The sequence below is a fragment of the Fretibacter rubidus genome, from assembly GCF_041429785.1.
In the GTDB taxonomy this organism is placed as follows: Bacteria; Pseudomonadota; Alphaproteobacteria; order Caulobacterales; family Maricaulaceae; genus Fretibacter; species Fretibacter rubidus.
The window spans coordinates 3,284,592-3,311,439 of sequence record NZ_CP163423.1 but is presented as its reverse complement, the minus strand read 5'-3'; the positions used below and the strand labels follow the sequence as shown (position 1 = coordinate 3,311,439).

General features: G+C 52.0%; 29 protein-coding genes and 1 tRNA gene. 21 read left to right on the top strand and 9 right to left on the bottom strand.

Features of this window, described 5'->3' with window-relative positions:
* Window positions 1-5 precede the first annotated feature (5 nt).
* Complete coding sequence (locus AB6B37_RS15265; RefSeq protein WP_371396710.1) at window positions 6-776, bottom strand: helix-turn-helix domain-containing protein; 771 nt, start codon at window positions 774-776, stop codon at window positions 6-8.
* A 90-nt stretch (window positions 777-866) separates the two neighbouring features.
* On the bottom strand, window positions 867-1,052 hold the full coding sequence (locus tag AB6B37_RS15260) for a hypothetical protein (RefSeq protein ID WP_371396709.1): 186 nt from the start codon (window positions 1,050-1,052) through the stop codon (window positions 867-869).
* Between the two features lie 127 nt (window positions 1,053-1,179).
* On the opposite strand from AB6B37_RS15260, the gene AB6B37_RS15255 reads away from it, so the two are divergent.
* The 4 genes from AB6B37_RS15255 (at window position 1,180) to AB6B37_RS15240 (ending at window position 4,760) form a co-directional block, all read left to right on the top strand.
* Entirely contained in the window at window positions 1,180-1,695 is a 516-nt protein-coding gene (locus tag AB6B37_RS15255) for a disulfide bond formation protein B (RefSeq protein ID WP_371396708.1), read from the top strand.
* 9 nt (window positions 1,696-1,704) lie between these two features.
* The gene (locus tag AB6B37_RS15250) at window positions 1,705-2,283 is read left to right on the top strand and encodes a demethoxyubiquinone hydroxylase family protein (protein WP_371396707.1); all 579 of its coding nucleotides are present in this window, start codon (window positions 1,705-1,707) and stop codon (window positions 2,281-2,283) included.
* 102 nt (window positions 2,284-2,385) lie between these two features.
* The gene (locus AB6B37_RS15245; protein WP_371396706.1) at window positions 2,386-3,522 is read left to right on the top strand and encodes an SMP-30/gluconolactonase/LRE family protein; all 1,137 of its coding nucleotides are present in this window, start codon (window positions 2,386-2,388) and stop codon (window positions 3,520-3,522) included.
* Between the two features lie 65 nt (window positions 3,523-3,587).
* Window positions 3,588-4,760, top strand: a complete 1,173-nt coding sequence (locus AB6B37_RS15240; RefSeq protein ID WP_371396705.1) for a trans-acting enoyl reductase family protein — start codon at window positions 3,588-3,590, stop codon at window positions 4,758-4,760.
* A gap of 72 nt (window positions 4,761-4,832) precedes the next feature.
* On the opposite strand, the gene AB6B37_RS15235 is transcribed toward AB6B37_RS15240, so the two are convergent.
* A complete protein-coding gene (locus AB6B37_RS15235) occupies window positions 4,833-5,234 on the bottom strand; it encodes a hypothetical protein (RefSeq protein WP_371396704.1) in 402 nt (133 codons plus the stop codon).
* 89 nt (window positions 5,235-5,323) lie between these two features.
* On the opposite strand from AB6B37_RS15235, the gene AB6B37_RS15230 reads away from it, so the two are divergent.
* Entirely contained in the window at window positions 5,324-6,319 is a 996-nt protein-coding gene (locus AB6B37_RS15230) for a LysR family transcriptional regulator (RefSeq protein WP_371396703.1), read from the top strand.
* A gap of 31 nt (window positions 6,320-6,350) precedes the next feature.
* Here AB6B37_RS15230 and AB6B37_RS15225 read toward each other — a convergent pair whose 3' ends face one another.
* From AB6B37_RS15225 to hrcA, 5 genes are all read right to left on the bottom strand, one after another.
* Window positions 6,351-6,578 carry a hypothetical protein gene (locus AB6B37_RS15225; protein WP_371396702.1) on the bottom strand — a complete coding sequence of 76 codons (228 nt, stop codon included), beginning with the start codon at window positions 6,576-6,578 and terminating at the stop codon, window positions 6,351-6,353.
* A gap of 283 nt (window positions 6,579-6,861) precedes the next feature.
* The gene (locus AB6B37_RS15220) at window positions 6,862-7,284 is read right to left on the bottom strand and encodes an SseB family protein (protein ID WP_371396701.1); all 423 of its coding nucleotides are present in this window, start codon (window positions 7,282-7,284) and stop codon (window positions 6,862-6,864) included.
* A gap of 96 nt (window positions 7,285-7,380) precedes the next feature.
* Complete coding sequence (locus AB6B37_RS15215) at window positions 7,381-7,713, bottom strand: DUF1508 domain-containing protein (RefSeq protein ID WP_371396700.1); 333 nt, start codon at window positions 7,711-7,713, stop codon at window positions 7,381-7,383.
* A 135-nt stretch (window positions 7,714-7,848) separates the two neighbouring features.
* Window positions 7,849-8,517, bottom strand: coding sequence for a nucleotide exchange factor GrpE (locus AB6B37_RS15210; protein ID WP_371396699.1), 669 nt, complete (start codon window positions 8,515-8,517; stop codon window positions 7,849-7,851).
* 18 nt (window positions 8,518-8,535) lie between these two features.
* Window positions 8,536-9,642 (bottom strand): heat-inducible transcriptional repressor HrcA, encoded by a 1,107-nt coding sequence (gene hrcA, locus AB6B37_RS15205; RefSeq protein WP_371396698.1) that lies wholly within the window; start codon window positions 9,640-9,642, stop codon window positions 8,536-8,538.
* Between the two features lie 120 nt (window positions 9,643-9,762).
* Here hrcA and AB6B37_RS15200 point away from each other — a divergent pair, with 120 nt between their 5' ends.
* From AB6B37_RS15200 to AB6B37_RS15140, 13 genes are all read left to right on the top strand, one after another.
* On the top strand, window positions 9,763-10,599 hold the full coding sequence (locus AB6B37_RS15200) for an enoyl-CoA hydratase-related protein (RefSeq protein ID WP_371396697.1): 837 nt from the start codon (window positions 9,763-9,765) through the stop codon (window positions 10,597-10,599).
* A gap of 78 nt (window positions 10,600-10,677) precedes the next feature.
* The gene (locus AB6B37_RS15195; RefSeq protein ID WP_371396696.1) at window positions 10,678-12,285 is read left to right on the top strand and encodes a GMC family oxidoreductase; all 1,608 of its coding nucleotides are present in this window, start codon (window positions 10,678-10,680) and stop codon (window positions 12,283-12,285) included.
* A 7-nt stretch (window positions 12,286-12,292) separates the two neighbouring features.
* Entirely contained in the window at window positions 12,293-13,093 is an 801-nt protein-coding gene (locus AB6B37_RS15190) for a sterol desaturase family protein (RefSeq protein ID WP_371396695.1), read from the top strand.
* A 79-nt stretch (window positions 13,094-13,172) separates the two neighbouring features.
* Window positions 13,173-14,147: an NADPH:quinone oxidoreductase family protein gene (locus AB6B37_RS15185; RefSeq protein ID WP_371396694.1), complete on the top strand. Its 975-nt coding sequence runs from the start codon at window positions 13,173-13,175 to the stop codon at window positions 14,145-14,147.
* A 3-nt stretch (window positions 14,148-14,150) separates the two neighbouring features.
* Window positions 14,151-14,774 (top strand): LysE family translocator, encoded by a 624-nt coding sequence (locus AB6B37_RS15180; protein WP_371396693.1) that lies wholly within the window; start codon window positions 14,151-14,153, stop codon window positions 14,772-14,774.
* A gap of 47 nt (window positions 14,775-14,821) precedes the next feature.
* Entirely contained in the window at window positions 14,822-15,955 is a 1,134-nt protein-coding gene (locus AB6B37_RS15175; RefSeq protein ID WP_371396692.1) for an iron-containing alcohol dehydrogenase, read from the top strand.
* On the top strand, window positions 15,952-16,386 hold the full coding sequence (locus tag AB6B37_RS15170; protein WP_371396690.1) for an acyl-CoA thioesterase: 435 nt from the start codon (window positions 15,952-15,954) through the stop codon (window positions 16,384-16,386). The genes AB6B37_RS15175 and AB6B37_RS15170 overlap by 4 nt, the downstream gene beginning before the upstream one ends.
* Window positions 16,379-17,329: an alpha/beta fold hydrolase gene (locus AB6B37_RS15165; RefSeq protein WP_371396689.1), complete on the top strand. Its 951-nt coding sequence runs from the start codon at window positions 16,379-16,381 to the stop codon at window positions 17,327-17,329. Before AB6B37_RS15170 ends, AB6B37_RS15165 begins: the two co-directional genes overlap by 8 nt.
* Window positions 17,326-17,712 (top strand): GFA family protein, encoded by a 387-nt coding sequence (locus tag AB6B37_RS15160; RefSeq protein ID WP_371396688.1) that lies wholly within the window; start codon window positions 17,326-17,328, stop codon window positions 17,710-17,712. Before AB6B37_RS15165 ends, AB6B37_RS15160 begins: the two co-directional genes overlap by 4 nt.
* Window positions 17,712-18,677 carry a P1 family peptidase gene (locus tag AB6B37_RS15155; RefSeq protein WP_371396687.1) on the top strand — a complete coding sequence of 322 codons (966 nt, stop codon included), beginning with the start codon at window positions 17,712-17,714 and terminating at the stop codon, window positions 18,675-18,677. Before AB6B37_RS15160 ends, AB6B37_RS15155 begins: the two co-directional genes overlap by 1 nt.
* The gene (locus AB6B37_RS15150; protein WP_371396686.1) at window positions 18,674-19,147 is read left to right on the top strand and encodes a GNAT family N-acetyltransferase; all 474 of its coding nucleotides are present in this window, start codon (window positions 18,674-18,676) and stop codon (window positions 19,145-19,147) included. Before AB6B37_RS15155 ends, AB6B37_RS15150 begins: the two co-directional genes overlap by 4 nt.
* A 120-nt stretch (window positions 19,148-19,267) precedes the next feature.
* Window positions 19,268-19,344 (top strand) — tRNA-Arg (locus AB6B37_RS15145).
* A gap of 126 nt (window positions 19,345-19,470) precedes the next feature.
* Window positions 19,471-20,844, top strand: a complete 1,374-nt coding sequence (locus AB6B37_RS15140) for an integrase (protein WP_371396685.1) — start codon at window positions 19,471-19,473, stop codon at window positions 20,842-20,844.
* Here the strand turns inward: AB6B37_RS15140 and AB6B37_RS15135 are convergent.
* Window positions 20,783-21,049 carry a hypothetical protein gene (locus tag AB6B37_RS15135; protein WP_371396684.1) on the bottom strand — a complete coding sequence of 89 codons (267 nt, stop codon included), beginning with the start codon at window positions 21,047-21,049 and terminating at the stop codon, window positions 20,783-20,785. The genes AB6B37_RS15140 and AB6B37_RS15135 overlap by 62 nt on opposite strands.
* 405 nt (window positions 21,050-21,454) lie before the next feature.
* Between AB6B37_RS15135 and AB6B37_RS15130 the strand changes: the two genes are divergently transcribed.
* The 3 genes from AB6B37_RS15130 (at window position 21,455) to AB6B37_RS15120 (ending at window position 26,832) form a co-directional block, all read left to right on the top strand.
* Entirely contained in the window at window positions 21,455-22,621 is a 1,167-nt protein-coding gene (locus tag AB6B37_RS15130; protein WP_371396683.1) for a Fic family protein, read from the top strand.
* Between the two features lie 93 nt (window positions 22,622-22,714).
* Entirely contained in the window at window positions 22,715-25,783 is a 3,069-nt protein-coding gene (locus AB6B37_RS15125; RefSeq protein WP_371396682.1) for a BPTD_3080 family restriction endonuclease, read from the top strand.
* Window positions 25,780-26,832, top strand: a complete 1,053-nt coding sequence (locus tag AB6B37_RS15120; RefSeq protein WP_371396681.1) for a hypothetical protein — start codon at window positions 25,780-25,782, stop codon at window positions 26,830-26,832. The genes AB6B37_RS15125 and AB6B37_RS15120 overlap by 4 nt, the downstream gene beginning before the upstream one ends.
* The last annotated feature ends 16 nt before the right edge of the window (window positions 26,833-26,848 follow it).

Here is a 26,848-nt window from a genome sequence, read left to right as displayed (position 1 = left end):
CAGGCTTATTGCGGCCTGTCTGTCGTGAGCGGCACAAGCGGAATATCGGCAAGTTCCGGGATAATGACAGAGGCGTCAATCGGTTTGCCGGAAAAGGACACACCGACATCCCCCATCGGGCCAAGGCGGTCTTCGCCCGCATAAAGCACAATCGCCCCGCCGTCGCGCGCCGATAATGTCATACGCGCGCCTGCCTCTGTTTGGTAAGTTTCGCCCTTGGTCAGAATACGGCTGATCACCACGCGGCCTTGCGCGTCTTTGACCTGTACCCAGCTCGGCGCGACGGCCTTAATCGTTAAAATATTGGCAGGCAGCGGCGTGGGCGCGCTCGGCGCGGGGGCGCTCGGATTGGAAAGCTCTATTGACGTGCCAACGCTGGCCTCTACCCGCGTGTTGGTGCCGTACCAAAAGGCCAGCATCACCGCGCAGCCCAGCACAGACATCGCGGGCACAAATCCACGCGGGAGCTTAATTTTGCGGCGCGGCACAAAATGCGGACGATCGCGCATACCGAGGTTCACGGGCACAGCGCTATCGCGTTTAAACAGCTTGACCGCTTCACTGCCGTCGAGCCCCACCAAATTGGCATAAGCCCGCACATATCCCAGCACATAACCAATGGACGGCAAAGCGTCCCGGTTCAGCCGTTCAATGGCGTCAATATAATCGGCTTGCAGATTAAGCGCCTCAGCCACATCGCCGTGCGTCAAGCCTTTGGCCACACGCGCGGCCGCGAGGTCTTCGCCAATGTGAGTGTCTGAATGCATCTGCGCCATAGGGGTGTTGTGACGGGAAATTATTGCGCAGCTATTAACAACATTAACTTTTTTCGCAAGTGATTATAACAGCCTAGCGCGAATTAAGCCCTAGGACCAATAGGTCCACATCAGATAGGCCAGCCCCGCAAAGAGCATATAGAGAACCGCGTCGGCTTTGTAATTACCGTCATCGAAAATGGGCGCGACCTTGGCCAGTGCGCAAGCCCCGACAAAGCCCACGCCCAGCGCCTCTTTAAACGCCATCTTGCCCGCATATTTGCCAAACCAATCCATGGGGCTTTTTAAACCTCACGGCCTAAGACAGCCTTAGCAAAGACGGTTAAGCGCGCTTTAAGGTTACAGCCTATATGTAACATTATGGACAGGTGACAGGAAATGCATCCTGTTTTATAGGGCTATTATGACCCAGATTATCAATCGCGATCGTTACGCTTTATTTGCGCTGCTCCTGTCGGGGGGGCTGTTATGTGGGGCGTGGTTTTTTGAATATGTCCTCGGCTATGCGCCCTGCACAATGTGCTACTGGCAACGCCACGCGCATAAGGTCGTTTTGGGTGTCGCGCTGCTGACGCTGATTTACGGGCAAATCGCAAAGCAGCAGGGGAAGTCCGTGCCGATGATGCTAAACCTTCTGATTATCCTTGCCTTTCTGGGCTCCGCCTATTTTGCACTGTGGCATGTCTTTGTCGAATTTGGGTGGCTGGAAGGCCCCAAAGCCTGCGCGACGGGCGATGTCTCTGTCGAAGGTATGAGCGGTCAGGACTTAATCGACAGCTTTTCCAAAAAGATAAAACCGCCTGCCTGTTCTGATGTGGTGTGGTCGTTTCTAGGGCTATCCATGGCAGGATGGAACGCAGTCGCGAGCCTATGTGGTGCGGCGATTGGTGGTCTAGCGTTACGGCGCAAGACAACTTAAATTATAACTATGACAACACGACCGAAACTCGCGGGCCAAACGGCCAAACACCGTAATCAAACGCCAACCCCTGACGCCATTGCGCAAATGCTGCGCATTGATCACGCAGGTGAATACGGTGCTGTGGCGATTTACAAAGGCCAGCAAGCGGTCTTTGGGCGCGGCAAGCATACGCGCGACCTCGCCGCCCAAATCAAAGAAATGGAAGACGAGGAACAAAAACACCTCGATGCCTTTGATGCGCTGCTGATTGAACGCGACGTGCGCCCCACCGCCCTCGCCCCGATTTGGAATCTGGCGGGCTACGGCCTTGGTGTGGTGACGGCGTTAATGGGCGAGAAAGCCGCCCATGCCTGCACAGAAGCGGTAGAGACCGTTATTGAACAACATTACGCCGAACAGGTCGAGCAGACCAAAGATGTTGACCCCGCCCTATCCGCAACCTTTGCAGAATTTCGTGAAGACGAATTGCACCACCGCGATATCGCTGTTGAAGGCGGGGCCAAAGAGGCGCCCGGCTATAGCGTGCTATCACGCGTTATCACGGCGGGCTGCCACCTCGCGATTAAAGTTACGGGCCGTATTTAGGGGGCCGTATTTAGGGGCCCGTATTTAGGGGGCCGCGTTTAACAGGCGACCTTGTCACCTCATCGCGCCCGTGACACAGTTACCCGTGTAACAATGGGGGTAATGATGAAAAAATTTCTATTCGGTGCAGGCGCGGTGATAGCGTTAACGGGCGCTTATCTGACACTTTGGCCTGTCCCGATTGACCCCGCGCCGTGGGACGCAGAAGCGTCTTTGGGTTACACGGGCGATTTTGCACCCAACACCACATTGGCAGATATGGAGCGCATTGCCATTGGGCAGACTTACGGCCCTGAAGATGTCGCCATTCGCGAAAAAGACGGCGGTTATGAGGTCTATGTGTCGGGCCATAAAGGCGAGATTATAAAGATTGACCCCGTCACCCTTACGCGCACAACTATCACGAATACAGGCGGCGTCCCGCTGGGTATTGAATTTGCGAACGAGACTGATTTGATTGTCGCAGACGCCTATTTGGGTCTGATGTCTGTCAACGTCGACACAGGCGCGGTGAACTTACTCACCAATAGTGTGGACGGCACACCCATCCTTTATGCCGATGACGTGGATATTGCCCCTAACGGCGTGATATATTTTTCCGATGCCTCGACCAAATTTGGGGCCAAAGCCATTGGCAGCACGATGGCCGCGAGCTTGCTAGAGATTATGGAGCATAGAAAAACAGGGCGTGTTTTATCTTATGACCCGCGCGACGGGGTGACGCGCGTTGTCGCCGACGGCTTTAGTTTTAGTAACGGGGTCGCAATGCATCCCGACGGGCAAAGTCTTTTGGTAGTCGAGACAGGGACTTATTCCGTTCACCGCATTTGGGTCGACGGCCCGCGAAAAGGCAAGCGTGAAGTTATCATCGGTAACCTGCCCGGCTTTCCCGATAACATTAACCCGGGGCCCTTGGTCGATTTGCCGAACGTGACGTCCGTGCCGACATTTTACGTGGGGTTAATCTCCCAGCGCTCTGACTGGCTGGATGCAAATGCCCGCAAACCGTTTATGCGGAAACTGGCCATGCGTTTGCCCGAAAGACTGCGGCCGAGCGCCGTGGATTACACCCATATTGTGCAAATCACAGCGGACGGGCAGGTCATCCAAACCTTGCAAGATCCTAGCGGGGACTATCCACAAGCCACAGGTGCCGTCATGGCCCCCGACGGTCATTTATATGTCAGTAGCCTGTCAGCGACAACGCTGGCCCGAAAACAGCTAAATCCCAAAAATTGAAATAACACACTTCCCGAAACAGCGTTTATATGCAACTTTGTGCATATAAATTATAGGAGGCCATCATGGCAAAAAGAGAATTTGACGTTGTTGTTTTCGGCGCGACCGGCTTTACGGGCCGCTTAGTCGCTGAATATTTGCAAAAAGAATACGGCGCAGATGTGCGCTGGGCTATGGCAGGACGCAGTGAGAAGAAACTAGAGACAGTGCGCGACGAGATGGGCGTATCAAGTGACATCCCGCTGATCACCGCCGATAGCGAAGACGCGGCCTCGCTTAAATCCTTGGCTGAACGCGCCAAAGTCGTCATCACCACCGTTGGGCCGTATCAGCTTTACGGCGAACCTTTGGTCAAAGCCTGTGTCGAGGCAGGCACGGATTATGTTGACCTTTGCGGAGAGCCCGCCTGGATGCACGACATTATTGAGGATTACGCTGAGGCCGCCGCGAAAACGGGTGCGCGTATTGTGCTGTCTTGCGGCTTTGATAGCGTGCCTTTTGATATGGGCGTCTATTATTTGCAAGAACACGCCAAGGATAAATTTGGTGTGCCCTGCGCCACGGTGCGGGGGCGTGTGCGCAAAATGAAAGGCACATTTTCAGGCGGCACAGCGGCCAGTTTCATGGAAACCATGAAACGCGCTGGGCGTGAACCGCAAATCCTCGGCTGGTTAAAAGACCCGTTCTCGCTTGTCCCCGGTTTTGACGGCCCCGACCAACCGACAGGCCATAAACCGATTTTTGAAGAGGACCTTAACAGCTGGTCTGCGCCTTTTATCATGGCCGCGATAAATACGAAAAATGTTCACCGCTCTAATGCGCTGCTTGATTTTGCCTATGGCAAGAACTTTACCTATGACGAGATGGTCATGACTGGCCCAGGCGAGCAAGGCGAAGCCGCCGCCAATCATGTGGCCAAAGATGACAGCATGTCCAAGAACCCGCCAAAGCCTGGCGAAGGCCCGTCGAAGGAAGAACGCGAGACAGGCTTTTATGACGTGATGTTTGTAGGCGATACGGTTGACGGCAAACGCATGATTGCGGGCGTCACAGGCGACAAAGACCCGGGCTATGGCAGCACATCAAAGATGATTACGGAATGCGCGCTCTGTCTTGCGCTTGATGTCGATCACACAGAAACACCCGGTGGTGTCTATACGCCCGCGCCTGCCATGGGTATGTCCCTTGTCCACCGCTTGACGGGGCATGCAGGACTGACCTTTAAGATTGAAGGTTAGAGAATAACCTCACTGTCTTTAGCATCCTCGGGCTTGACCCGAGGATGCCATATTGAGGGGTAACTAACCCGGCTACTGCCCGCCGCCTTGTGTTGTCGGGGCCGTCGCTGCAAACCGTACAGCCAGAGCCGCCCGGTTCGTCATTGCAGGTGCATAATTGGGGCGAATAGACAATGCCGCATCACAAGCCGCTTTTGCCAAGTCGAGCTCTCCCATGGCACCATATGCCGCACAGAGATTTGATTGGGCCACAGCCTGTTTGCTCTTTTTCATTTTGCTGTTTAGCGCCGCCTTACTAAAGGCGATTGATTTCGCGAAATCGCCCCGTTTAAATTCAGACGCCGCCGTGCGGATTTTTGGATCAGCCGCGGTCGCTGCTGTAAACCCTTGTGTGTCTGCGGCAAAAGCAGACCCTGCGGATAGTAAAAACCCAGCAGTCAGAGCAGTGGCAATTGTGTTTGATTTAAATGTCATTTTCGTCTCCTTGATTGACGATTACGCTATAAATTCAAACGATATCGAATGTAATTGACAAATAGTGACTTTAGTTTATGCGTTTATGCATGAAAAACTGGTCAGACTATCCAATATTTATCGCTGTTGCCGAAACTGGCAGCTTAACGGCCGCAGGGCGCAAGCTTAAAATGAGCCAGCCGACAGTGGGGCGGCGAATTCGCGCCTTAGAAGATCACTTTGGCACGCGGCTTTTGACCAAGGAAAACGGGGCGCTTGTCCCCACGACCTTTGGCTATTCCATTTTAGACCATGTCAAGCGCATGCAAGACGAAGCCGCCGCCATTGACCGTTCATCCGCGACATTGGAACATTCATTGGCGGGCACAGTACGCATGAGCGCGACCGAAGGCATTGGGACGTCGTGGCTGCCGCCCGTGATGCAAGCCTTTCGCCGCAGTCATCCTGATATCATGATTGATTTGGGTATCGGGTTTAAAAACTTTAACCTCGCCCAACGCGAAGCCGATATCGCGCTGCGTTGGATGGGGCCGGGTGATCAAAACAGCTTGATTGGACGCAAAGTCGCGACCGTGACCTTTGGCCTATTCGCGTCCAAAGGATATTTAGCAGAGCGCGGGACACCGAAATCGCTTGAAGATTTAAAAAATCACGACGGCGTTCTGGCGACCATTATGGATGACAAGATTTTGTGGATTGACGACGGCAATGGCAATCCCGTGCATCTGCCTGACCGCATCACAATGCGTACCAATTCCATCTGGGCCTTTGATGAGGCGATGAACGCGGGCTTTGGTATTGGCGCGACTGTGCTGTGTTCTGACTGTGTCAATAATGATAATATGGTGCGGGTATTGCCCAATGTATCGCGGCGCGAAGATTTATATCTGGTCGCCCATGAAGACCTTCGCCGCAGCACGCGAATCCGCGCCGTGTTTGACTATCTGGTCGAAGCCTTCGCCCAAGACGCCGATATGTTCCTAAACGGCGGCCTATCAGTGTTTGATAATGGAAATATGGTGTGCGGGACAGATAATGACCCGCATCACGTGCATAGACTGAACACCAAAGACGCCGCCGAATAAGGCGGCTTCTAAAGTCCCCAGCCGCGTTTTGTTAAGCCGCGTTTTCTTGGCTAAGAATTTCGCGCTCTGCGCTAAGCGCCGTCTTGTAAATAAAGACAAAAGCAATAGCGAGCGGGATAAGGCCCAGAACTTCGCCAGAGATAATCACGGCTTTAGAGGCGTGAAACAAATCAAGCATGACCCAAATCATGCCTTCGGTGAAAACCGATAGGATAACCATCAAGAACATGGTGCCCGCAAGCGCTTTTAAATAAATCATAATCGTCCCTTTTGACAATCTGCCCCCATAAATATGAGAGCCCCTTATAAACGGCGTCTTTTGACGTCTCTATTTATCCATACACCCATAGTTCAAACGGCGCACGCGATATTTTCAGAGACTGTAGCGCGGGATACCATAAGGAAGTTTTAAGGATATTTCTCAACGCCGCCTTTAATCATAGGGGCTATGTTGGGGCGAATAGGGGATGATTATGTTTAGAACAGCCATGCAAAAACTAACGCATTTGATACGCTCATCAGCGATTGTGAACGCTTAAGTTTTAGTGATTACAATCTGGGCCGTGAACATGGCCTGGCGCGCCGCAATCGCCTGATTTACCGTTAATTTCAGCAATATCTTCTGGTGCGAGTTTTAAACCCTTTGGCCCAGGATTTAAAATCGCATGATTACCCATCAAGAGCGGGAACAGCTCTTTCCCAGCCACTTTGGCAAAGCGGGTACCCGCCGCAACAAAACCGCGCAAGTTGGCCTCATTAGAAAACAGTAACACATGCTGCACGCCTTCAACTGGCGTTGCCATTAATGACACACCCCCGTTTTGCGCTTGCGCTTCGGCTGTATCCATAACGGGGGCATAGATATCAGCGGCCATAAGACCAACGATAAAGGCTTTGCGCAGGATGGGGTCGTTTGCGAGGGCTTCGGGCGTGGTTTGGCCCAGCATTGTATCAAGTTTTGTCATAGCGGTTTCATAAGCAGAGACAGGCCTAATTACTAGCGAGAATTACGCCCTGTGACAGCAAGGCGGCTACCCAAGCGCTACGCTAAAGATAAGTCGCTAGCCCATACCATTACGTCTGGCGTTCGCTTCGCAATCCGCGCGGGCTTTATAACTCTCTGACGCGGCCCCTGTAATCTCGCCATTGGTCGCGGTACGGCGCCAGCGAAACTCGTCTTTTTTATCGGTGTAAATATCCCATTTATCAGACGCGCCGAGGCCGTTGGGGTTGCCGTCCATACCGTGGCGTTGTGCGTTTAGCGCCGCGTCGGGGCGCTTTTTATAACTTTCACACGATTTACCAACGATTTTTCCGTTGCGCGCCATCCGTCGCCACCGAAATTCATTGCGCGCATCTTTATACACTTCCCAACGGTCGTTTGAACCATCCATACCATTCTCCCCAAATTATGCCGTGATTATAGGGCATCTGTGCCGGCCGTCTTTGATGCGGCAATTTGGCACAGATGGGACATAGCAGAAAAAATGGGCGTGTAAAAGGGGACTCACCCGTCAGGGGATGGGGCGCTACTTTGCTGGTCCCGTGGACACGGCAACCATGGCGGCGCGCAGCGTACGCTCACCAAGCTTAAAGCCCGTTTGCATCACGGTTGCGACATTCCCTTTATCTTCATCAGAAGGCACTTGCGCGACAGCTTGATGTACATTGGGATCAAATTTTGACCCGACACCTGGCACCGCCTTGATGCCGTGGCGTGCCAAGACGGCCATGAGTTCTTTTTCCGTCAACTCTAAACCCGACAGGAGGTTTTTGGCATTGTCGCCTAAATCCTCAACAGCTGTACCGTCCATAGTCAGCAGCGCGCGTGACAGATTGTCAGAGACTGACAAGACATCCACGGCAAAGCGTTCGATACCAAAGGTCTTGGCCGCCGCCACTTCGCGGGCCGCGCGTTTTTTAACATTATCAGCGTCCGCCATGGCGCGCAGGGCTTGGTCTTTTAAATTGGCAAGCTCTGTTTCTAGCTGTTCAATGCGTTGCTCTGGCGTGACCTCTTCCACGGCTTCGCGCTTGGCCATATCGTCATGGGCTTTGTCAATTTCAGCTTGTAACGCATCCAATTCCGCCTCACTCGGCAGGCCGTCCACATCAAAGCCAGCGCCTTTTTTCATCTTCAGCGTTTCACGCGCGCCCTCAGCTTTTTCTGCTTTATCCATATCTTTTTTATCAGCCATGTCGATCTATCCTAAACTTTACCGTTTATAGTTTTGGTCAAGACGTTGCCCGACCAATTGGGCCGTATAATCCACCACAGGAATAATACGACCATAATTAAGGCGCGTCGGGCCAATGACCCCCACCGCACCAATGATATTTTGCGCGGCGTCCTTATACGGCGCGACCACAACGCTACTCTCGGACAATGAAAACAATGGATTTTCTGTGCCGATAAAAATCTTCACACCATCCGCGTCTTCGGCCCTGTCAAGCAGCGCAATTAAATCTTGTTTGCGTTCCAAGTCTTGGAACAGCATCTGGATACGCTCCAAATCGGTTTGCGCAGCCATATTGTCAAGGAGTTGTGCACTGCCCCGCACAATTAAAGCCCGGTCTGTGCGGTTTTTAGTTGGTTTTGACCACGCGGCCAGCCCTTGTTCAATCAAATTGGCAGCAGAACGGTCAATCTCGGCGCGACCTTTGGAAATCTCGGACAGAATATCGCTGCGCGCATCGGACAATGTACGGCCCCGAAGCCGCGCGGATAAAAAGTTACCCGCGCTTTCAAGCGAGGCTGGTAAGACGCCGTCTGGATATTCCATAATGCGGTTTTCAACATGACCATCGGCGTAAACTAAAACGACCAAGGCTTGGGCGTTGCCCGATGGGCCAGCATCCAAATGCACGAAATCGACGTGGCGCACGGCTTTGCCCACTGTTGACGTTGTTGGCGTCAAGACCAGCCCCGCACCGCCCGCCAGACCAGCCAGCATAGACGATGCTTGCTCCATAAGCTGTGTCGCATCTGCACTGTCATTTGAGAGTTTTTCGTCTAATGCTTTGCGGTCACGCGCATCGACCTCGCCCAGTTCCAATAGCCCGTCGACAAACAGACGCAGTCCTAATTGCGTTGGCATCCGTCCAGCACTGCTATGCGGGGCGGATAATAATCCGTAACGCGTTAAATCCGCCATAGTGTTACGAATAGAGGCGGGCGATAATGACAAGCCGCTGGACAGGGCCAGCGTGCGAGACCCAATTGGTTGTCCGCTTTCCAGATAGCTTTGCACAATGTCGCGAAAGACATCACGCGCACGCGCGTCCATCTCTACTAGCGGCATATGGGGCGGCAAAAGGCTCATGGCGACTATGTGGCGTGCACAGCGTGAAAGTTCAAGGCAAAGGCCCATAAATGACGCTTAAGATTGACGCTTTGGACCATTTGCCCATAAGCATGATTTAAACAGATGATTGGAAAGCTCATGTCCCTTGTTTTATCAGATCTTAATAACGGTGTTTGTCTTCTGACGCTAAACCGTCCTGATAAAATGAACGCTTATAATGTCGCGTTGCATAAGGCCTTAGAGGCCGCAATCGACAAAGCCGATCGTGATCCCAAAGTGCGCGTCATTGTCATTACGGGTGCGGGCCGTGCCTTTTGCGCGGGCGCAGATATTTCCCAAGGCTTTGGCGGCGCGGGTTTAAACGAGGCCGCACCCAAAATTGACGGTGTGTCGCGCGATTACGGCGGTATGCTGGCCCTGCGTATTTATGAGTGCGATGCACCGCTAATTGCCGCTATTAACGGTGTGGCGGTTGGCATTGGCGCGACCATGACATTGCCGATGGATATTAAAATCATGTCGTCCAAAGCGCGGATGGGGTTTCCCTTTGCCCGGCGCGGTATTGTCTTTGATGCCGCCAGCAGTTGGTTCCTGCCGCGCATAGTGGGCTGGGCCAAATGCCAAGAGTTGATTTTGAAGGCTGAAATATTTGGCGCGGAGGCGGCGTTAAAAGACGGGCTGGTGTCTGAAGTTGTGGAGCCTGATGATGTGCTGCCGCGCGCCATGGCACTCGCCCATGACATCGCCCAAAACTGTTCACCAGAAAGTGTCGCGCAAAACAAACAACTCATGCGCGCCAGCCAGATGGGGCATGGGTCTTATGGCTCTGGTCCCCATAGCATAGGCCCAATGGGACTGCATATGATGGAGTCGGCCATGTTGGAAAAAGCGTTTGTGTCAGAAGACTGTATGGAAGGGGTGAAAGCCTTTTTAGAAAAACGCGCCCCACAGTTTGCAGACCGAAAAAAGTCCTAACCAGCGCAGCTATCCGCTCCTTAATTATAACATTGTCAATAAACGCCGCCTCCCGCATAAGCGGTCTCGGGAGGATTTATGGATAGTTTTGATTACGTGATCATCGGCGCGGGCTCTGCGGGGTGTACGCTGGCCAATCGTCTGTCAGCCGATCCCAATATCTCTGTCTGTCTGCTAGAGGCTGGTGGCAGCCATAAGCATTATTCCATCGAGACCCCTGGTCTTGGGCTATTAAATATGGTGACGAAAAAACGCAATTGGGCGTTTGAGACAACCCCGCAAAAAGCGCTCGGCGAACGACGCGGCTATCAACCGCGCGGCAAAGCGCTGGGCGGGTCGAGTTCAACCAATGCCATGATTTACATTCGCGGTCATAAATATGATTACGACCAATGGGCCGCTATGGGTAATGACGGCTGGTCTTATGACGACGTTCTGCCCTATTTCAAAAAGTCAGAAAATCGTGAAGCGGGCGCGAATGACTATCACGGAAGCGGCGGTGAATTAAATGTTGCGCCCCTGCGTTTTAATAGCGGGCTGAATGAGAATTTCATGGCTGCCGCAAAAGAATTGCAACTGCCCGTCACCGATGATTTCAACGGGGCCCAACAAGAAGGTGTGGGGCGTTATGAGGTGACCATGAAAAACGGGCAGCGCCATAGCACGGCCCATGCCTTTTTAGACCCCGTCATGGACCGTCCGAATTTAACCGTAATCACCCATGCGCTGACCCAGCGATTAGAACTGGACGGTAAACAGGTAACAGGCGTGACCTTTACCCATAAAAAGACCCAGCGCAGTATCACGGCGACGCGGGAAGTTATACTCTCAGCTGGGGCCTTTGGCTCGCCGCAAATTTTGCTGCTGTCAGGGATTGGTGGGACAGACGCGCTGGCCCCGCACGACATCACCCAGACCCATGCCTTGGCGGGTGTGGGCAAAAACCTGCAAGACCATATTGATTGGATTGGCGCTTATCACGCAAAAAACAAACGCGACCAGACAATTGGTTTTTCTGTGCCTGGTAGCTTTCGCATGGTGGCTGAATTTTTCCGGTTTAAGAAAAAACGCCGCGAAGGATTGCTGACGACAAATATCGCAGAAAGCGGCGGTTTTTTATATGTCGACCCGTCAGAGCCCGCGCCTGATGTGCAGCTTCATTTTTGTATCGCGCTGGTTGATGACCACGGGCGGAAATTACATTGGGGGCATGGCTATAGTATTCATGCCTGTATCCTGCGCCCCCATAGTCGCGGCACAGTGAGTTTAAATTCAAGCAATGCCGCCGACCCACCCGCCATAGACCCCAATTATTTATCCGACCCACGCGATATGGAAAAACTGCTTAAAGCCGCCAAGCTAACCCAGCGTATCTTCAAAGCCCCCGCCTTTGACGCGGTGCGCGGAAAACCACTTTACGAAACCCATACCGATGACGAGGCTGTGCTGCGCCGAGATATTATCGACCGCGCGGACACAGTTTATCATCCCGTAGGCACATGCAAAATGGGGCCGAAATCAGACCCCATGGCTGTGGTCGATGCGCGGCTGCGGGTGCACGGCCTGTCTGGGCTGCGCGTTGTGGATGCGTCGATTATGCCCAATCTTGTCTCTGGCAATACCAACGCGCCTACGATTATGATTGCAGAGAAAGCGGCTGATATGATGACCGCTGATAGGGTTTAAATAAAGCGTGACAGAGACATTACTCAATAATGAAACCTATATCAGGCTCGGCGTCTTTGCCGGGCTTTTGGTCGTGTTACTTCTGGCTGAAGCCGTCTGGCCGCGTAAAAACCGCGTCGAAAGCCGCGTTGCCCGCTGGCGCACCAATATCGCCCTTACCGTGATTGACGGCATTGCGCTGCGTGTCTTCGTCCCGCTTGCTGCTGTTGGGACAGCCGCCTGGGCGGCGAAAAACGGCTGGGGTCTTTTTAATGTCATTAACCTCCCTGCCTTGGCCGCGATTATTATCAGCGTCATCATCCTTGATATGTTGATTTATTGGCAGCATGTGGCGACGCACAAAATTCCCCTCTTATGGCGATTGCATAAAGTGCATCACGCCGACCGCGATATAGATGTCACCACGGGCGTTCGGTTTCATCCCGTTGAGATCTGCTTATCCATGGTCTATAAAATGGTCTGTGTTTTAGCCTTAGGCGCGCCTGTGGCGGCGGTGATCATATTTGAATTAATTCTAAACGGTTGCGCGCTGTTTAATCACGCCAATCTGCGTTTACCCAAACCCGTTGACCGCGTGTTACGCCTGTTCATTGTCACGCCCGATATGCACCGGGTTCATCATTCGACCTTGCCAGATGAAACCAATAGTAATTACGGTTTTTCGCTCTCTCTGTGGGACAGGCTATTTGGTAGCTATATAGACCAACCCAGCGCAGGGCATAATGCCATGAAAATCGGACTGTCAGAGTATCAAGACAATAATCCGCATAAATTTCTCTGGAGCTTGAGCCTACCGTTTAAGCGCTAAATATTATGCAAATTTATGCATATACATGGCGGTCCGCTTTCCGCTAAACTCCGGCTAAATGAGATAATCGGAGAGAGATATGCAAGCCTTGGTCGTTCACGCCTTTAAACCCTATAAAGACCACAGCGTCGAGACTGTCGATGCCCCGGCCCTCAAACCCGGTCATGTGCGCATTGCGGTCGAGGTGGCAGGGGTGAACTTCCCCGACATCCTAATGGTCGAAGGCAAATATCAAATGAAGCCGCCCTTTCCCTTTATCCCAGGGGCCGAAGCCGCAGGCGTCATCACAGAACTATCTGACGATGTCCCGCATTTAAAGGTCGGTGACCGCGTCGGCGTCATGGCACAAACAGGGGCCTTTGCCACAGAGATTGTCGCGCCCAAAGAGGTCGTTTGGCCATGCCGTGATATGCCCTTTGATATCGCAGCGGGATTGGCGCTGGTTTACGGCACATCTTACCACGCACTAAAACAACGCGCGCAGCTACAGCCGGGCGAAACGGTTCTCGTGCTGGGCGCGGCGGGCGGCGTTGGCCTTGCGGCGGTGGAGCTTGCCAAAGCCATGGGCGCAACAGTGATTGCGGCGGCCTCGACGGATGAAAAACTTACTGTGTGTAAACAGCACGGCGCAGATCACACCATTAATTACACGACGGAAGATTTAAAATCCCGCGCCAAAGAGTTGTCAGGCGGCAAAGGTGTTGACGTTGTTTATGACCCCGTGGGTGATAAATTTGCTGAACCTGCCTTTCGCGCCATGGGCTGGATGGGGCGTTATCTGGTCATAGGCTTTGCGGCGGGCGATATTCCAAAATTGCCGCTAAACTTGCCCTTGTTGAAATCCGCCGATATTCGCGGCGTGTTTTGGGGCACATGGACGATGCGCGACCCCAAAGGTCATATGGAAAATATGGGCGAGTTATTTGCCATGTATGGTGCCGGCCGGATCAAGCCGCGCGTATCAGGTCACTACCCGCTCGAAAAATTTGCAGACGCCTTTGACGAATTGACGTCACGCCGTGCCATGGGCAAAGTCATACTAACGATGCGGTAGGCTATGGACAATCTCTGGCCCTTTATTCTGACGGCTTTTATCATTGAGAGTACGCCTGGCCCGAATATGGCCTTTCTGGCCTTGGTCAGCGCGACAGAGGGGCGGCGATATGGGTTTGCGACTGTTTTGGGGGTCACGCTTGGCCTGTTGATAATCGGTCTTTTGGCTGCTGTTGGAGTTGCAACGCTTATCACGCAAAGCCCAACAGCGTTTGAAATATTACGCTGGGGCGGTATCATTTATTTGCTATATCTAGCGTGGGAAGGCTGGCGCGAAAGCGGTGAAAATTCACCCCATGCTATGGCGGCCCATAAATCAACGACACAGTATTTTCGGCACGGCCTTATCGTCAATCTACTGAACCCCAAAGCGGCCTTTTTCTATATCGCTATTTTGCCCAGCTTTCTCAGCGGGGCTGAGGACGGCGTTGGGCAAACCACTATCTTGACCCTCATATACGTCATTATCGCCACGCTAATGCATCTTATTATCGTCAGCTTTGCGGGACTGTTTAATCCTTATCTGGCCGACCCCATGCGCAATAAACGCACACGGCAAATATTGTCACTGGCTTTGGCAGCGGTAGCGATATGGTTTGGCTGGTCAACACGACACAGTCTAGGCTAAGGTAAGTCAAACCGACGTCAAAAGGCGCGCAGAGAGAAGAGACTGTCATGCATAGCTTTCAAACCGTATCTGATATCCGTATTGAGCCCGGCGGGGCGGCGAAATTGGATTATTATGTCGACGGGCTATGCCGCAACAAACGCGTGGCCATTGTCACAGACAAAGGTGTGCGGGCCTTGGGGCTTTTGGATGCGGGCGTCGAGAGCCTGCGCGCGGCAGGATACCAAACATTCGTCTTTGATAAAGTCGTTGCCGACCCGCCCGAAGCCGTTGTCTTAAAAGGCGCGGTCGCCATTCGGAAGTTCAACCCTGGCCTGATTATCGGATTTGGCGGCGGCAGCCCGATGGATACCGCCAAGGTCATTGCGCATTTATGTGGATGTGATCAACCGCTAGAGAGCCTTTACGGTGTCGGACAAGCCAAAGGCCCAAGCCTGCCGCTGATGCTAATCCCGACCACGGCGGGCACAGGGTCAGAGGTCACCAATGTTGCGATTATCACCACGGGTGAAACGGCCAAAAAAGGCATCGTCGCCGACAGCCTTTATGCGGACCGTGTCCTTTTGGACGCGGCGCTGACATTTGGATTGCCAAAATCAATTACGGCATCCACAGGCATTGACGCTATGGTCCATGCCATTGAGGCCTATACGTCTATTCGTGAGAAAAACCCCATTTCAGACGCGCTGGCGTTGACCGCGCTTCGTAAATTGCGCGGCGCAATTGTGACGGCCTGCGAGAGCCCTGATAATGTTGAGGCGCGCGGTGATATGCTGATCGGGGCGATGCTGGCGGGGCAAGCCTTTTCCAACGCACCCTGTGCAGCCGTGCATGCGCTGGCCTATCCGCTGGGCGGGTTTTTCCATGTCCCGCATGGTCTGTCTAATGCATTGGTGATGACGGGGGTGATGGATTATAATTTGCCCAAGGCCGACCATTGGTACGCCGAAATTGCGCGCGACATGGGCGTGGGACAAACGGGGGTGTCGCTGATTGATGAAATGCAGCGCATTAAAGACGCCACCCATGTGCCGCAAACGCTAGCCGCTGTGGACATCCCAGAGGACGCCATCCCAATGATGGCCAAAGACGCCATGACCAAAGACAGATTGCTAATGAATAATGCGCGCGAGATGACCTTTGACGCGACGGTGAAAATCTATGAGGGCATTGCGTCATGAGACCAAAGCCGTCTGTGATATCCGATTACCCGCACCGCCTTATCATTCCAACGCGCTGGTCTGACAATGATGTTTACGGCCATGTAAATAATGCCGTTTATTATTTTTATTTCGACACGGTGGTGAATAGGTTTTTGATAGATAAAGACCTGCTGGAGATTGGCACGTCAGATGTGATTGGCTTGGTCGTGGAAACGGGATGTCAATATTTTGCCCCGATAAGCTTTCCCCAAGAGGTGAGCGCGGGGCTTGCTGTGAGCAAGATTGGAACAAGTTCTGTACGATATGAGATTGGGTTATTTGCGGGCGATAACACAACCGCCGCCGCCCAAGGGCATTTCGTTCATGTCTATGTCAATGAGGCCACACGCCGGCCTGTGCCCATAACAGATAACATGCGAACGACACTAACGGAGATATACCGTGATTAGAAAAATAGCGGGCATCGGCATGACGTTGGTCATGGTCTATATTGGATATTTTTATCTCACCCATAGCCCCTTCCCTGACAGCAAAGCGCGGCCAGCCATTGGCGAGACAATCATTATCCAATCAGACTCACGCGTGACCAGCGGCATCACCTATTACGTCAGCGGGCCGGACGCGCCCGCAAAACGCGTGGTGCTATCGGCGAGCGCAGGCCGTGAGGCGAGCGATTTTAACGAGCTTGTGACGGCGCTTAATGCGCAAGGCTACCGCACATTGGCGGTGGAGCATGGCGGCATTAACGGCGCGCCCACAGTCGAGGCCGCCGATATGGCCTTACTCGCCTTCCCTCTGATTAAAGCGCTAGAGCATGACGGCTATATGAACGACACAGAAACCTTTGCCTTTATCGGTCACGGCTTTGGTAACCGTATTGTGCGCGCAGCAAGCGATTATTACGCCCGCATCGAAGGGACACTGCGCCCCAATGCAGTTGTCCTTTTAACGGCAGGGGGGGCAACGGATGTCGCGCCCGAGATGCAAGAGGTCCTAGACCAAATCTTTGATCCCCGTGTCCCGTTTAAGGCCCGAAAAACTGCCATGCAAAACGCTCTTTTTGCAGAGGGCGACACTATTCCCGACCATTGGACACGCGGCTGGCATACACAAACGGCGGTGTTACAGCGCCGCGCCAAGACCAATAAGATTGAGCAATGGGAAAACGCAGGCGGCGTTCCCATGTTGGTCGTGCAACCCGCCCAAGACCGTATCGCCCCCAAGTCAGATGCGGGTGATTATTTGGCGGCTAAGTTTCCTGACCAAGTGACATTGACCGTGGTTGAAGATGCTGGACATGCGCTGCTCCCTGAACGGCCTGACGCTGTGGCTAAGGCCGTCATTGATTACCTTGCGACCGTTATGATACGGCCCGAGGTTAAAACGCCGTGACCGCTGTAATACATACAGCGGGGTGCCATTGCGATGCGGTGAAGTTTGAATTTAACGCCCCCGCCACTGTCTCTGTCACAGAGTGCAATTGTTCTATGTGCGCCATGAGCGGCTATCAGCACGTCTTTATTCCGCAGAGCGATTTGCGCTTTATTTGCGGTCAAGAGGAGTTGGCGCTTTACACCTTTAATTCCCACAAAGCGCAGCATTTATTTTGCAAAACCTGCGGGATTAAACCGCTTTACGTGCCGCGCTCGCACCCTGATAGCTATAGCGTGAATCTGCGCTGTATTACGCCTGGCACGCTCTCAGTCGAAAAACGAATCGCCTTTGACGGTCAAAATTGGGAAGCCAATATCGCCTCCCTTAAGAAAGAAACCTAATGCATAATTGCATCCTTGATGTCGGCGGATTATCCATTGGTCATGCCCATAACGAAAAAGTCAAAACAGGCGTAACGGTCATCTTGCCTGATACCCCTGCCGCATGTTCCGTTGATGTGCGCGGCGGCGGACCAGGGACACGCGAAACAGATACGCTGGGCCCTGACGGCCTAATTGATGCGGTACATGCCGTGGTCCTATCGGGCGGTTCTGTCTACGGGCTTGCGGCGGCGGACGGGGTCTGCGCGTGGCTTGGCCATGAAAGGCGCGGCTATGTCCCCAGCCCCAATCCTGCTGTGCCCGTATCGCCCATCGTGCCCAGCGCAATATTATTTGATAATGCCAATGGCGGCGATAAGGACTGGGGCATCACCCCGCCCTACCGCGATTTGGGTCTTAAAGCCGTCCAATCCGCTAGCAAGCAACCCTTTGACCAAGGAGCCATCGGCGCAGGGCTAGGGGCCACAGCTGGGCTTTATTCTGGCGGGTTAGGCACAGCGTCTGAGGTCGTGGGCGATGTCACCATTGGTGCGATCATTGCCGCCAATCCCGTCGGCTCACCCTATATGCCCGGCACAGATTGCTTTTGGGCCTGGCCCTATAACCGCGGCGCAGAATTTGGCTCAGCCACACCACCGCGCGACTATCGCTGGGCAGAGCCAACGGATACCAAGCTTGCCTTTTTGAAATCTGCAGGACAGTCCACCGTCATCGGCGCGGTTGCGCTCAACGCCGCCCTCACCCCCAAACAATTAAACCGCCTGGCTATTATGGCCCAAGACGGGATAGCGATGTCTGTCGCCCCCGCCCATACACCGCTGGACGGCGATACACTATTCGCGCTTAGCACGGGCGTTAACCCCGTGACGTCACCCGTGGATTTAGCCGCACTCGGCGCGGCGAGCGCCCGCTGTGTGGCCCGCGCCCTGTCTCGGGCTGTGTATTTCGCGCAGGCTAAAACATGAGCGTGCAGCCCATAACAGAGGCGGTGATGGATGCCCTTCACGCGCTTAATAACACCCACGCAGAGGCACTGTCATTGACGACACCCGCTGGCTTTCGCGCGCGCATAGACGCCGCCTATTTCAGCGGCCATATCCAAGGCCGCGGCTTTATGATTGCCTATGACCACCGCGCAAAAATCACGGGCGAGAACTATGATTATCTGGCGAGCGCCTTTGATAGTTTCGTCTATGTGGACCGCATAGCTGTGGACGCCCGCGCCCAAGGCATGGGTTACGGCCGGGAGCTATATGAGGCGCTGTTTCGGCGCGCGCGACAAGACGGGCATAAGCGTTGCCTCTGCGAGATTAACGTCGACCCGCCCAACCCCAGCTCTGTTGCCTTTCACAAGTCTTTAGGTTTTCACCCAATCTTTAAGTCTCGCGAACTGTCCAATGGCAAAACAGTGCAATATTTTGAAATGCCGCTTTAACCTGCCGCATGAAGCCGTATAAAAAACAACAGGCTTAACCATAAATAGGCCTTGCATTGCGCCGCTAAATCCGCTTTAACGCGCGCCTATTGAGGAATGTCTTCACGACACACCTCACCCGCACCGGTAGCTCAGCTGGATAGAGCACCAGACTACGAATCTGGGGGTCGGGGGTTCGAATCCTCCCCGGTGCGCCATTTTTCCGAAACAATAAGCCTGTAAGTCGTTGGAATAACTACGTTTTTTCCTGCGTTATCTCGCAACCCCCCAATTTCCCCCAATTATGGGCACAAATTGGGGTACAATTATGGGTACATTGGCTTATGACCTCCAGAAGAAACCACCACCTTGAACAACGCGGGCAGCGTTGGTATTACGTGCGGCGCGTTCCAGCCCGCTTTAAAAGCATTGATAAGCGGCGCATCGTGCGGACAACTCTGTGCACAGATAGCCTCACAATTGCGCGTGAACGGCGCGATATGATGATGGACACAGATGAACAAAATTGGGAACTGGCGCTTGCCAAACAGCTTAACATAACCACAGCCGACACGCCTGAAATGTGCCGCTATCGACTCGCGCGGCGCAAGGCTCAAGCGGTTGGATTTGAGTTTAAACCTGTCCTCGAAATAGCGCATAGTGAGCCAAGGGAAACCATCTTACGCCGCGTTCAAGCTTTGCGCGACGACAGCTTAACTCAGTTGGAAACTGAGGCCGTTCTAGGCACAATAGAACCGCCCAAGGACACAATAAGAGACGCTTTTAAACTCTATTGCGACAAGCTCAGTATTAGTGACCAGAGCGGCAAGTCGCCGGAGCAAGTCGAGAGCTGGAAGCGCGCGAAAATTCGCGCGGTTGATAACTTTGTGACCCTCTGCGGAAACCTTACTATGGACGTAATTTCCCGCCAGCACGGACGTAAATTCTATGATTGGTGGGCTGAACGGCTGCGCCCCAACAACGGTCAAGAACGCACATATAGACCCAATAGTGCCAATCGGGAGCTCGGGAATTTACGTCTCTTATTCCGAGAATACTGGACCTATCATGGTGATGAAACGCGTGAAAACCCGTTCCGAAAATTGCGTTTTAAAAATACGCCCACCGAACTGACGGCTATATTTTCAGACGATTGGGTGCGTTCAAAAATCCTCAAACCATACGCCTTTGAAGGCATAAATGCTGAGGCGCAGATCATTGCATACACGCTGATTGAGACAGGATGTAGGCCAAGTGAGATTGCTAACCTCTTGCCTGAAAACATCTGTTTGGACGCTGATGTGCCGCATATTCGTATCCGACCCACAGCAGATAGAGAGCTAAAATCCGTAGCCTCGCGGCGCGATATACCGCTTGTCGGAGTGGCTTTAGAAGCGATGAAACGCGCTCCAAATGGCTTCCCGCGTTACCGTGACAAGGGCAATTCTCTGTCCGCCGCCTTGCTTAAAACCTTCCATACACGCGGCCTTATGCCAACGAAAAAACACCGGATTTATAGCTTTAGGCATGCCTTTGAAAAGCGCATGCAGGAGGCAGGATTGGACTATGGATTGCGGTGCACGTTGATGGGTCATAAGAACACACGGCCTCAATATGGTGATGGTGGCTCACTCGAATATCGGCGGAATGAACTGCTTAAAATCGCGCATCCCGTGAGTGAAGAGTTTGCCCAAAGTTTGGAAAATTTGCATCCTTAGATGCGCTCTCAGGTGCTTCGCCTAGCAGGGTTTCGAGCAGCACTTCACGGTCTTCGACAGCCTTCAACTCGCGCTGCAAACGCTCCATGAGTGGCCAAGGCGCATCGCCAAATTTGCGAATAACTTTGGCTAGAATGACCATAGCCTCGCGAATATCGGCAGCAAGTTTTTGATTGTCTGAGAGAGCTTGGGGTGTGTCTGGCATGGGTAAATTATAGCATATTGCCCCAAAATTTCTCGAATGAATAATTACAGTGTTCTGGGCGGCTGGGGGCTAATCTGGGAAAAATGGCAAAATGAAATTTTGGAGGGCTAGATAAAGAGGGTGGTGTCACCACCATGCTAAAGCATTGTCTGCACATCGTTTTTCATGCCCCCAAGGCCTAAAGGCGTGGGGGCATGGATTTGGAGCTTTCCCCCATGCCATTGGGGTTTTCGATGGTGTTACCTTGTATTTTTACCCCGCAAAGTCTCGGAAAATTCAGTCAGAAATTGGGTATTTTCGGGTATAATTGGGTATTTGACCTTAAGTCGCGAGTCTTTCTTAGTGATTGAGCTTAAGAAAAGAAACGGTACTATCTTTTCTTAGGGAAAGAGCTTAAGAAAAGATATGACGACTAAGAAAAAGAAAGGTTCGGGCCGTTACGTCGAGACAATCGCCTTTGGCGAAAAGGTAAGCGCGTTCCTACCAAACCCACTTCCACCAGAGTTTGATATAACTAGCCCAAAGATATTTGGACGCTTGAATGACGCCAATCGCGCATTGGGAAGATTGGACGGCATCAAAGATATGCTGCCGAACGCTGACTTATTTTTATATTTTTATGTTCGAAAAGAAGCCCTTCTGTCTTCTCAAATTGAAGGCACACAATCATCCTTTTCTGACTTGCTTTTATTCGAGGCAGATGAGACGCCAAGTGTGTCAGTTGATGACGTGGGCGAAGTCACAAATTATGTTGCCGCGATGAACCTTGGATTGGAGCGATTACAGACGCTCCCTTTGTCGTCCCGACTACTCAAGGAGCTTCACGCCGTTTTGATGCGCGGAGTTCGCGGTGAAACAAAAAATCCTGGCGAGTTCAGGCGCTCACAAAATTGGATTGGCGGGACACGCCCAGGCAATGCGCGTTTCGTTCCGCCACCGCCTGACAAGGTCACAGAGCTCATGTCTGACCTAGAAAAGTTTATTCATGCCGACGAGCTGCGTGAGGCTCCGTTACTCAAGGCCGCCCTTGTCCATGTTCAGTTTGAAACAATCCATCCGTTCTTGGATGGCAACGGAAGATTGGGCCGACTTCTAATAGCGTTGATGCTAGTTGAGAGCGAGGCATTGACCGCGCCCCTTTTATATCTCAGCCTTTATCTAAAGGCGCGGCGCGATGACTATTACGCTCTCTTGTCAAAAGTGCGTTTTGAGAACGGCTGGGAGGATTGGTTAGAGTTTTTCCTAGACGGCGTAATTGAGACATCGGCGCAAGCTGTCCGAACGGCACAAAGATTACTCGCTCAGTTTGATGAGGATGAGCAAAAAATCAGAGCATTAGGACGCGCCAGTGATTCGGCCCTACGCGTTCATACGGAACTCAAAAGCCGTCCAGTCGCGAACGTCCCATTGTTGGCGGAATGGTCTAACTTAACGGCCCCCACAGTTCGAAGCAGCTTAAAGCGATTGATTGATATTGGAATAGTTACACAGCCCGGAAATGAAAAGCGGGATAAGGTCTATATCTACCGCCCTGTCCTAGAGATTTTGGAGCAAGGAACCGACCCGCTTTAACCTACGAAATTGAGACAAATAATTTGCAACGATTCGTTGTGGTTAACGCGACTCGTTCTATAAGTAAGCGAGATTGGTTTTGTGGGTTGAGTTATGACAGCTGAAAAAGGGTTTATGGAGAACCCCATCCTCAATTCTCCCTACACACCTCCTGCTCAACATCACATCCTCTCGGTTGATAAAAACTCGCCTGATTGGGGCGTCGTCAAACAGGGTCGGAGACTGTCCAATTTGGCAACGCCAGCGGTTCCAAAAAGCGGAAAGTCAGCCAAGCCAAAATCAGGTGACCTTTTCGAGACAAGTGAAGAGACTCACGCGCTCATTAATAGAATTAGAAAAGACGTTGAAGCTTGGCGTAATTTGCCTTCACCAAAACAGTGGTCTGTAACTCCCACCACTGAGAAATTATTGCGGTACTGGCGCGCCCTTGATCCTATGCAAGGCATACGTCCATTTTTCTGTCAAATGGAAGCTGTTGAGACAGCCATTTGGCTTTATGAAGTCGCCCGAAAAGACAAGAAATATGCCTATGCGCTCGCCGGTGTTAGAGATGGCAATAGGGACGCCAACCCCGAAATACTTCGGTTAGCTTTTAAGCTCGCAACAGGGGCAGGCAAGACAACGGTTATGGCCATGCTTATGGCGTGGCAGACTTTGAACGCAGTTCGCAATCCGGGGTCTAAACTTTTCACACGGTCATTTTTGGTTATTGCGCCCGGAATTACGATTAAAGACCGCTTGCGCGTTCTCGAGCCTGAGGGCGCAGACAGTTACTACACAGATCGTAACATCGTCCCGCAAGATATGATGGCCGACATGCAGCGTGCCAAAATTGCGATTACAAATTATCATGCTTTCCAGCGCCGCAATAAAATAAAATTGTCCAAAGGTAACAAGGCGACGATTGCAGGTTGGCGTGAGGAAGAGATCGACACGCTCGAAACCGAGGGTGAAATGCTTCGCCGCGCAATGCCAGAACTTGTCGGTATGAAACAAATACTCGTCATAAATGATGAGGCCCATCACTGTTATCGCGAGAACCCAGCCTCGAAAGAAAAGAAAGACGCCGAAGGCCGCGAGAATAATGATGCCGCACGGCTTTGGATCAATGGCATCGGTGCTGTTCAAAGGCATATGGGCCTTCTGGGGCAACCTGCAAAAACGAAAGTTACGTCAAAATCTATTCCGGGAGTTATCGACCTTTCCGCCACGCCTTACTTTCTCAAAGGCTCAGGTTATCCGGAAGGGTTCCTCTTTCCTTGGGCGGTTTCAGACTTCCCGCTTATTGAAGCGATTGAATGCGGCATTGTTAAGCTTCCGCGCGTTCCAGTTCTCGACAATCATCCAACCATGGACGGGAAACCTATTCTTGGTAATTTGTGGGAGCATGTTGGTAAGAAGATGCCAAAGAAAGGCCGAAAAGCGGGCGGCGGGGGCGCAGACCCAGCAGACTTGCCAGAGCTTGTGCAGACGGGCCTGAAGGCGCTCTATGATCACTATGTAAAAACGTCCGATGATTGGGACCGTGTCGGGCTTGATGTCCCGCCCGTCTTTATTGTGGTTTGTAACAATACAGCCAGTTCACAAATGGTGCATGATTGGATTGCAGGCTGGGAACGCGAGGAAACGCCCGAGCTTCGCGGCGAAGCCTTTCCGGCAAACCTACCGATGTTTTCTAATTTTGATGAACATGACAACCGTTTGTCTCGTCCGAGAACATTTCTAATTGACAGCGCGCAGTTTGATAATCCTGATGCAATTAAGCCCGGCTTTCGCAAAGAAATGGCGGAAGAGATTGAGCAGTTCCGCCGCGAGTTCCCTAATAAATCAATCGATGATGAAACGCTCCTGCGGGAGGTCATGAACACGATTGGCCAGAAAGGCCGACTTGGTGAAAGCATTCGCTGTGTTGTGAGTGTCTCAATGCTGACAGAAGGTTGGGATGCAAACACGGTTACCCATGTCTTTGGCCTCCGTGCATTTGGCTCGCAGCTTATCAGTGAGCAAGTCATGGGACGCGGCCTGCGCCGCGTGAGTTATGACCTGAACGAAGACGGCAAGTTCAATCCTGAATATGCAGATATTTTGGGCATACCATTTGACTTCATCGGAGAGCCAACGGCGTCGACAATCTCGCCGCCAAAGAAACCCATTCAAGTGAAGGCTCTGCGAGACCGTGAGGAGTGCGAAATCACCTTCCCGCGTGTCGTAGGGTATAGAACCGAACTACCGCCTAGGCGAGTTGCGGCTGACTTTGTAGAAGACTCACGTCTTACCATAACCCGCGAAATGGTTGGTCCGACTGAAACAGTTTTGGCTGGCGTGGTTGGCGAAACCACAGTCATTCGCCCAAATGAACGCGACTATACTCTGACAAGACCGTCCTCCCTTATTTTGAAACTCGCGGGCGAACTTGTTCGCGCGAAATATCCGAATGAGGATGGCAGTTTCGATATGCGTTTATTCAACCGTGTCCGACCTGTCGTGCGGCAATGGCTAGACGAATATCTGATCTGCGGGGATGGGACCTTCGCTGGCATGCTCGAAATTCAATCTTTGGCTAATCGCGCGATCGAAAAAATCCACGCCGCGATTGAGCGCGCCAATCAAAGGCGTTCGGAAGAGGGCGAAGTTACGCCAGTCGTCCGCGCCGTAATCGACCCAATTAACCGCACGGGTTCAACGCGCTTTGTTGGTTTCCCAACGACTAAGCCTGTTGTGACTACCGACATGGGACTCGGAACCCCGAAATGTCAGGTCAACAATATCGTGCTGGATAGCGGATGGGAAAAAACGATGGGCATGACGCTGCAAAAGCACCCCAAAGTCATATCCTATGTCAAAAACCAAGGCGTAGGTTTTACCATCCCGTATAAAAAAGGCACGGCCTCACATGAGTATATTCCCGACTTCCTTGTGCACTTAGATATAGGCGCAGAGTCGCCGCTGAACCTCATTGTGGAAGTTAAAGGTAAACGCGACGATGACGCCGCCATCAAAGCGGAAACCGCTCAAACTCTATGGGTTCCTTCTGTTAATTCAGATGGCCGCTTTGGCCGCTGGGCATTTCACGAGTTCAAAGATGTTTGGATGATGGAAACAGAATTGGAAGCAATGGTGAATGAGATGATCGCTAACGTGACTGAAAATAAATCATCATGAGAAATGTCAGCTATTTTTCTCCATATAAAAGTGGTGAGAACATCGTCACAAACAGTGTTCTCCTCCTACTTTCACATGTGAATCGGATAGCCCCGGATTTGTTTGAATTATTCTTACAAGAGGTTGGAGGCGAGGATATTACGGTCGGCCCAACTTTTGGAAATCAAGAAGGAAAGCAAGGCGGCAAGAGTATTGTTGATGCTGTCATTCGCCAATCATCCATAGAAATAAATATTGAGACTAAAATTGTCAAAGGTAGCAGCCTCGATATGGGTCAGCTGGAACGTCATGCAGAAGGTATGAAGCTTGAAAACCGATCAACCAGACGCGTTTTGCTTGGTATTACGCCTGACCCAATGTCGAACGAAATGGCTGCTGTAGCTAAGCAAATATGTGATGCGAACAAAGTCACGTTCTCACATATGACATTTTTGGGAATTGTTGATTTTTTCGAGGAAGCGACATCTGAATTCAGACAAGGTCTAAACACTGTCCTCAATGACTTTCGCGTATATTTATCGAATAATAAACTTCTGCCGCCATCACAAAATCGCATGTTGATTAATCCTTGTGGGCAGAGCCTCCAATCAAATCGTGATTATGGAATTTATCATGACCAGCCCTACAGGTCGAAAGTCATGTCGAAATATTTGGGGTGCTATGATGACAAGGCGGTGCGTTTGGTGGGCGAGGTCTATGCCGTTGTCATAGCTGAAATAGATAATGAGAAACTCGTTATCCATGAACAATTTGATTTACCTTGGCAAAAAAAGTCTCAGAAAATTACAGATGCAGATAAGCAGAGAATACTGAATTTAATTCAAAACTCTCCCTATTCGGACTTGGGAAGTAATCCGAGTCGTTATTATTTGACGCATGGTTTCCAAGAGACTGAATATAGAAAGACATCCAAAGGCGGAATTCAAGGGCATCGTTATTTTGCCTTGGACGGAAAAGGCGGCGTACTTGAAACGCTTTTCGAAAACTCATCCGAGCAACCAAGCCTTTCTGACATTGTCAGCGCTCTGAAAAAGGAAACATGGACATGATATACCCAATAGAGGC

What these genes read in the sequence shown, in the direction of transcription:
- AB6B37_RS15265 (WP_371396710.1), bottom strand. Translation starts at nt 776, where the DNA reads ATGGCGCAGATGCATTCAGACACTCACATTGGCGAAGACCTCGCGGCC.
- AB6B37_RS15260 (WP_371396709.1), bottom strand. Translation starts at nt 1,052, where the DNA reads ATGGATTGGTTTGGCAAATATGCGGGCAAGATGGCGTTTAAAGAGGCG.
- AB6B37_RS15255 (WP_371396708.1), top strand. Translation starts at nt 1,180, where the DNA reads ATGACCCAGATTATCAATCGCGATCGTTACGCTTTATTTGCGCTGCTC.
- AB6B37_RS15250 (WP_371396707.1), top strand. Translation starts at nt 1,705, where the DNA reads ATGACAACACGACCGAAACTCGCGGGCCAAACGGCCAAACACCGTAAT.
- AB6B37_RS15245 (WP_371396706.1), top strand. Translation starts at nt 2,386, where the DNA reads ATGATGAAAAAATTTCTATTCGGTGCAGGCGCGGTGATAGCGTTAACG.
- AB6B37_RS15240 (WP_371396705.1), top strand. Translation starts at nt 3,588, where the DNA reads ATGGCAAAAAGAGAATTTGACGTTGTTGTTTTCGGCGCGACCGGCTTT.
- AB6B37_RS15235 (WP_371396704.1), bottom strand. Translation starts at nt 5,234, where the DNA reads ATGACATTTAAATCAAACACAATTGCCACTGCTCTGACTGCTGGGTTT.
- AB6B37_RS15230 (WP_371396703.1), top strand. Translation starts at nt 5,324, where the DNA reads ATGAAAAACTGGTCAGACTATCCAATATTTATCGCTGTTGCCGAAACT.
- AB6B37_RS15225 (WP_371396702.1), bottom strand. Translation starts at nt 6,578, where the DNA reads ATGATTTATTTAAAAGCGCTTGCGGGCACCATGTTCTTGATGGTTATC.
- AB6B37_RS15220 (WP_371396701.1), bottom strand. Translation starts at nt 7,284, where the DNA reads ATGACAAAACTTGATACAATGCTGGGCCAAACCACGCCCGAAGCCCTC.
- AB6B37_RS15215 (WP_371396700.1), bottom strand. Translation starts at nt 7,713, where the DNA reads ATGGATGGTTCAAACGACCGTTGGGAAGTGTATAAAGATGCGCGCAAT.
- AB6B37_RS15210 (WP_371396699.1), bottom strand. Translation starts at nt 8,517, where the DNA reads ATGGCTGATAAAAAAGATATGGATAAAGCAGAAAAAGCTGAGGGCGCG.
- hrcA (WP_371396698.1), bottom strand. Translation starts at nt 9,642, where the DNA reads ATGAGCCTTTTGCCGCCCCATATGCCGCTAGTAGAGATGGACGCGCGT.
- AB6B37_RS15200 (WP_371396697.1), top strand. Translation starts at nt 9,763, where the DNA reads ATGTCCCTTGTTTTATCAGATCTTAATAACGGTGTTTGTCTTCTGACG.
- AB6B37_RS15195 (WP_371396696.1), top strand. Translation starts at nt 10,678, where the DNA reads ATGGATAGTTTTGATTACGTGATCATCGGCGCGGGCTCTGCGGGGTGT.
- AB6B37_RS15185 (WP_371396694.1), top strand. Translation starts at nt 13,173, where the DNA reads ATGCAAGCCTTGGTCGTTCACGCCTTTAAACCCTATAAAGACCACAGC.
- AB6B37_RS15180 (WP_371396693.1), top strand. Translation starts at nt 14,151, where the DNA reads ATGGACAATCTCTGGCCCTTTATTCTGACGGCTTTTATCATTGAGAGT.
- AB6B37_RS15175 (WP_371396692.1), top strand. Translation starts at nt 14,822, where the DNA reads ATGCATAGCTTTCAAACCGTATCTGATATCCGTATTGAGCCCGGCGGG.
- AB6B37_RS15170 (WP_371396690.1), top strand. Translation starts at nt 15,952, where the DNA reads ATGAGACCAAAGCCGTCTGTGATATCCGATTACCCGCACCGCCTTATC.
- AB6B37_RS15155 (WP_371396687.1), top strand. Translation starts at nt 17,712, where the DNA reads ATGCATAATTGCATCCTTGATGTCGGCGGATTATCCATTGGTCATGCC.
- AB6B37_RS15150 (WP_371396686.1), top strand. Translation starts at nt 18,674, where the DNA reads ATGAGCGTGCAGCCCATAACAGAGGCGGTGATGGATGCCCTTCACGCG.
- AB6B37_RS15140 (WP_371396685.1), top strand. Translation starts at nt 19,471, where the DNA reads ATGACCTCCAGAAGAAACCACCACCTTGAACAACGCGGGCAGCGTTGG.
- AB6B37_RS15135 (WP_371396684.1), bottom strand. Translation starts at nt 21,049, where the DNA reads ATGCCAGACACACCCCAAGCTCTCTCAGACAATCAAAAACTTGCTGCC.
- AB6B37_RS15130 (WP_371396683.1), top strand. Translation starts at nt 21,455, where the DNA reads ATGACGACTAAGAAAAAGAAAGGTTCGGGCCGTTACGTCGAGACAATC.
- AB6B37_RS15125 (WP_371396682.1), top strand. Translation starts at nt 22,715, where the DNA reads ATGACAGCTGAAAAAGGGTTTATGGAGAACCCCATCCTCAATTCTCCC.
- AB6B37_RS15120 (WP_371396681.1), top strand. Translation starts at nt 25,780, where the DNA reads ATGAGAAATGTCAGCTATTTTTCTCCATATAAAAGTGGTGAGAACATC.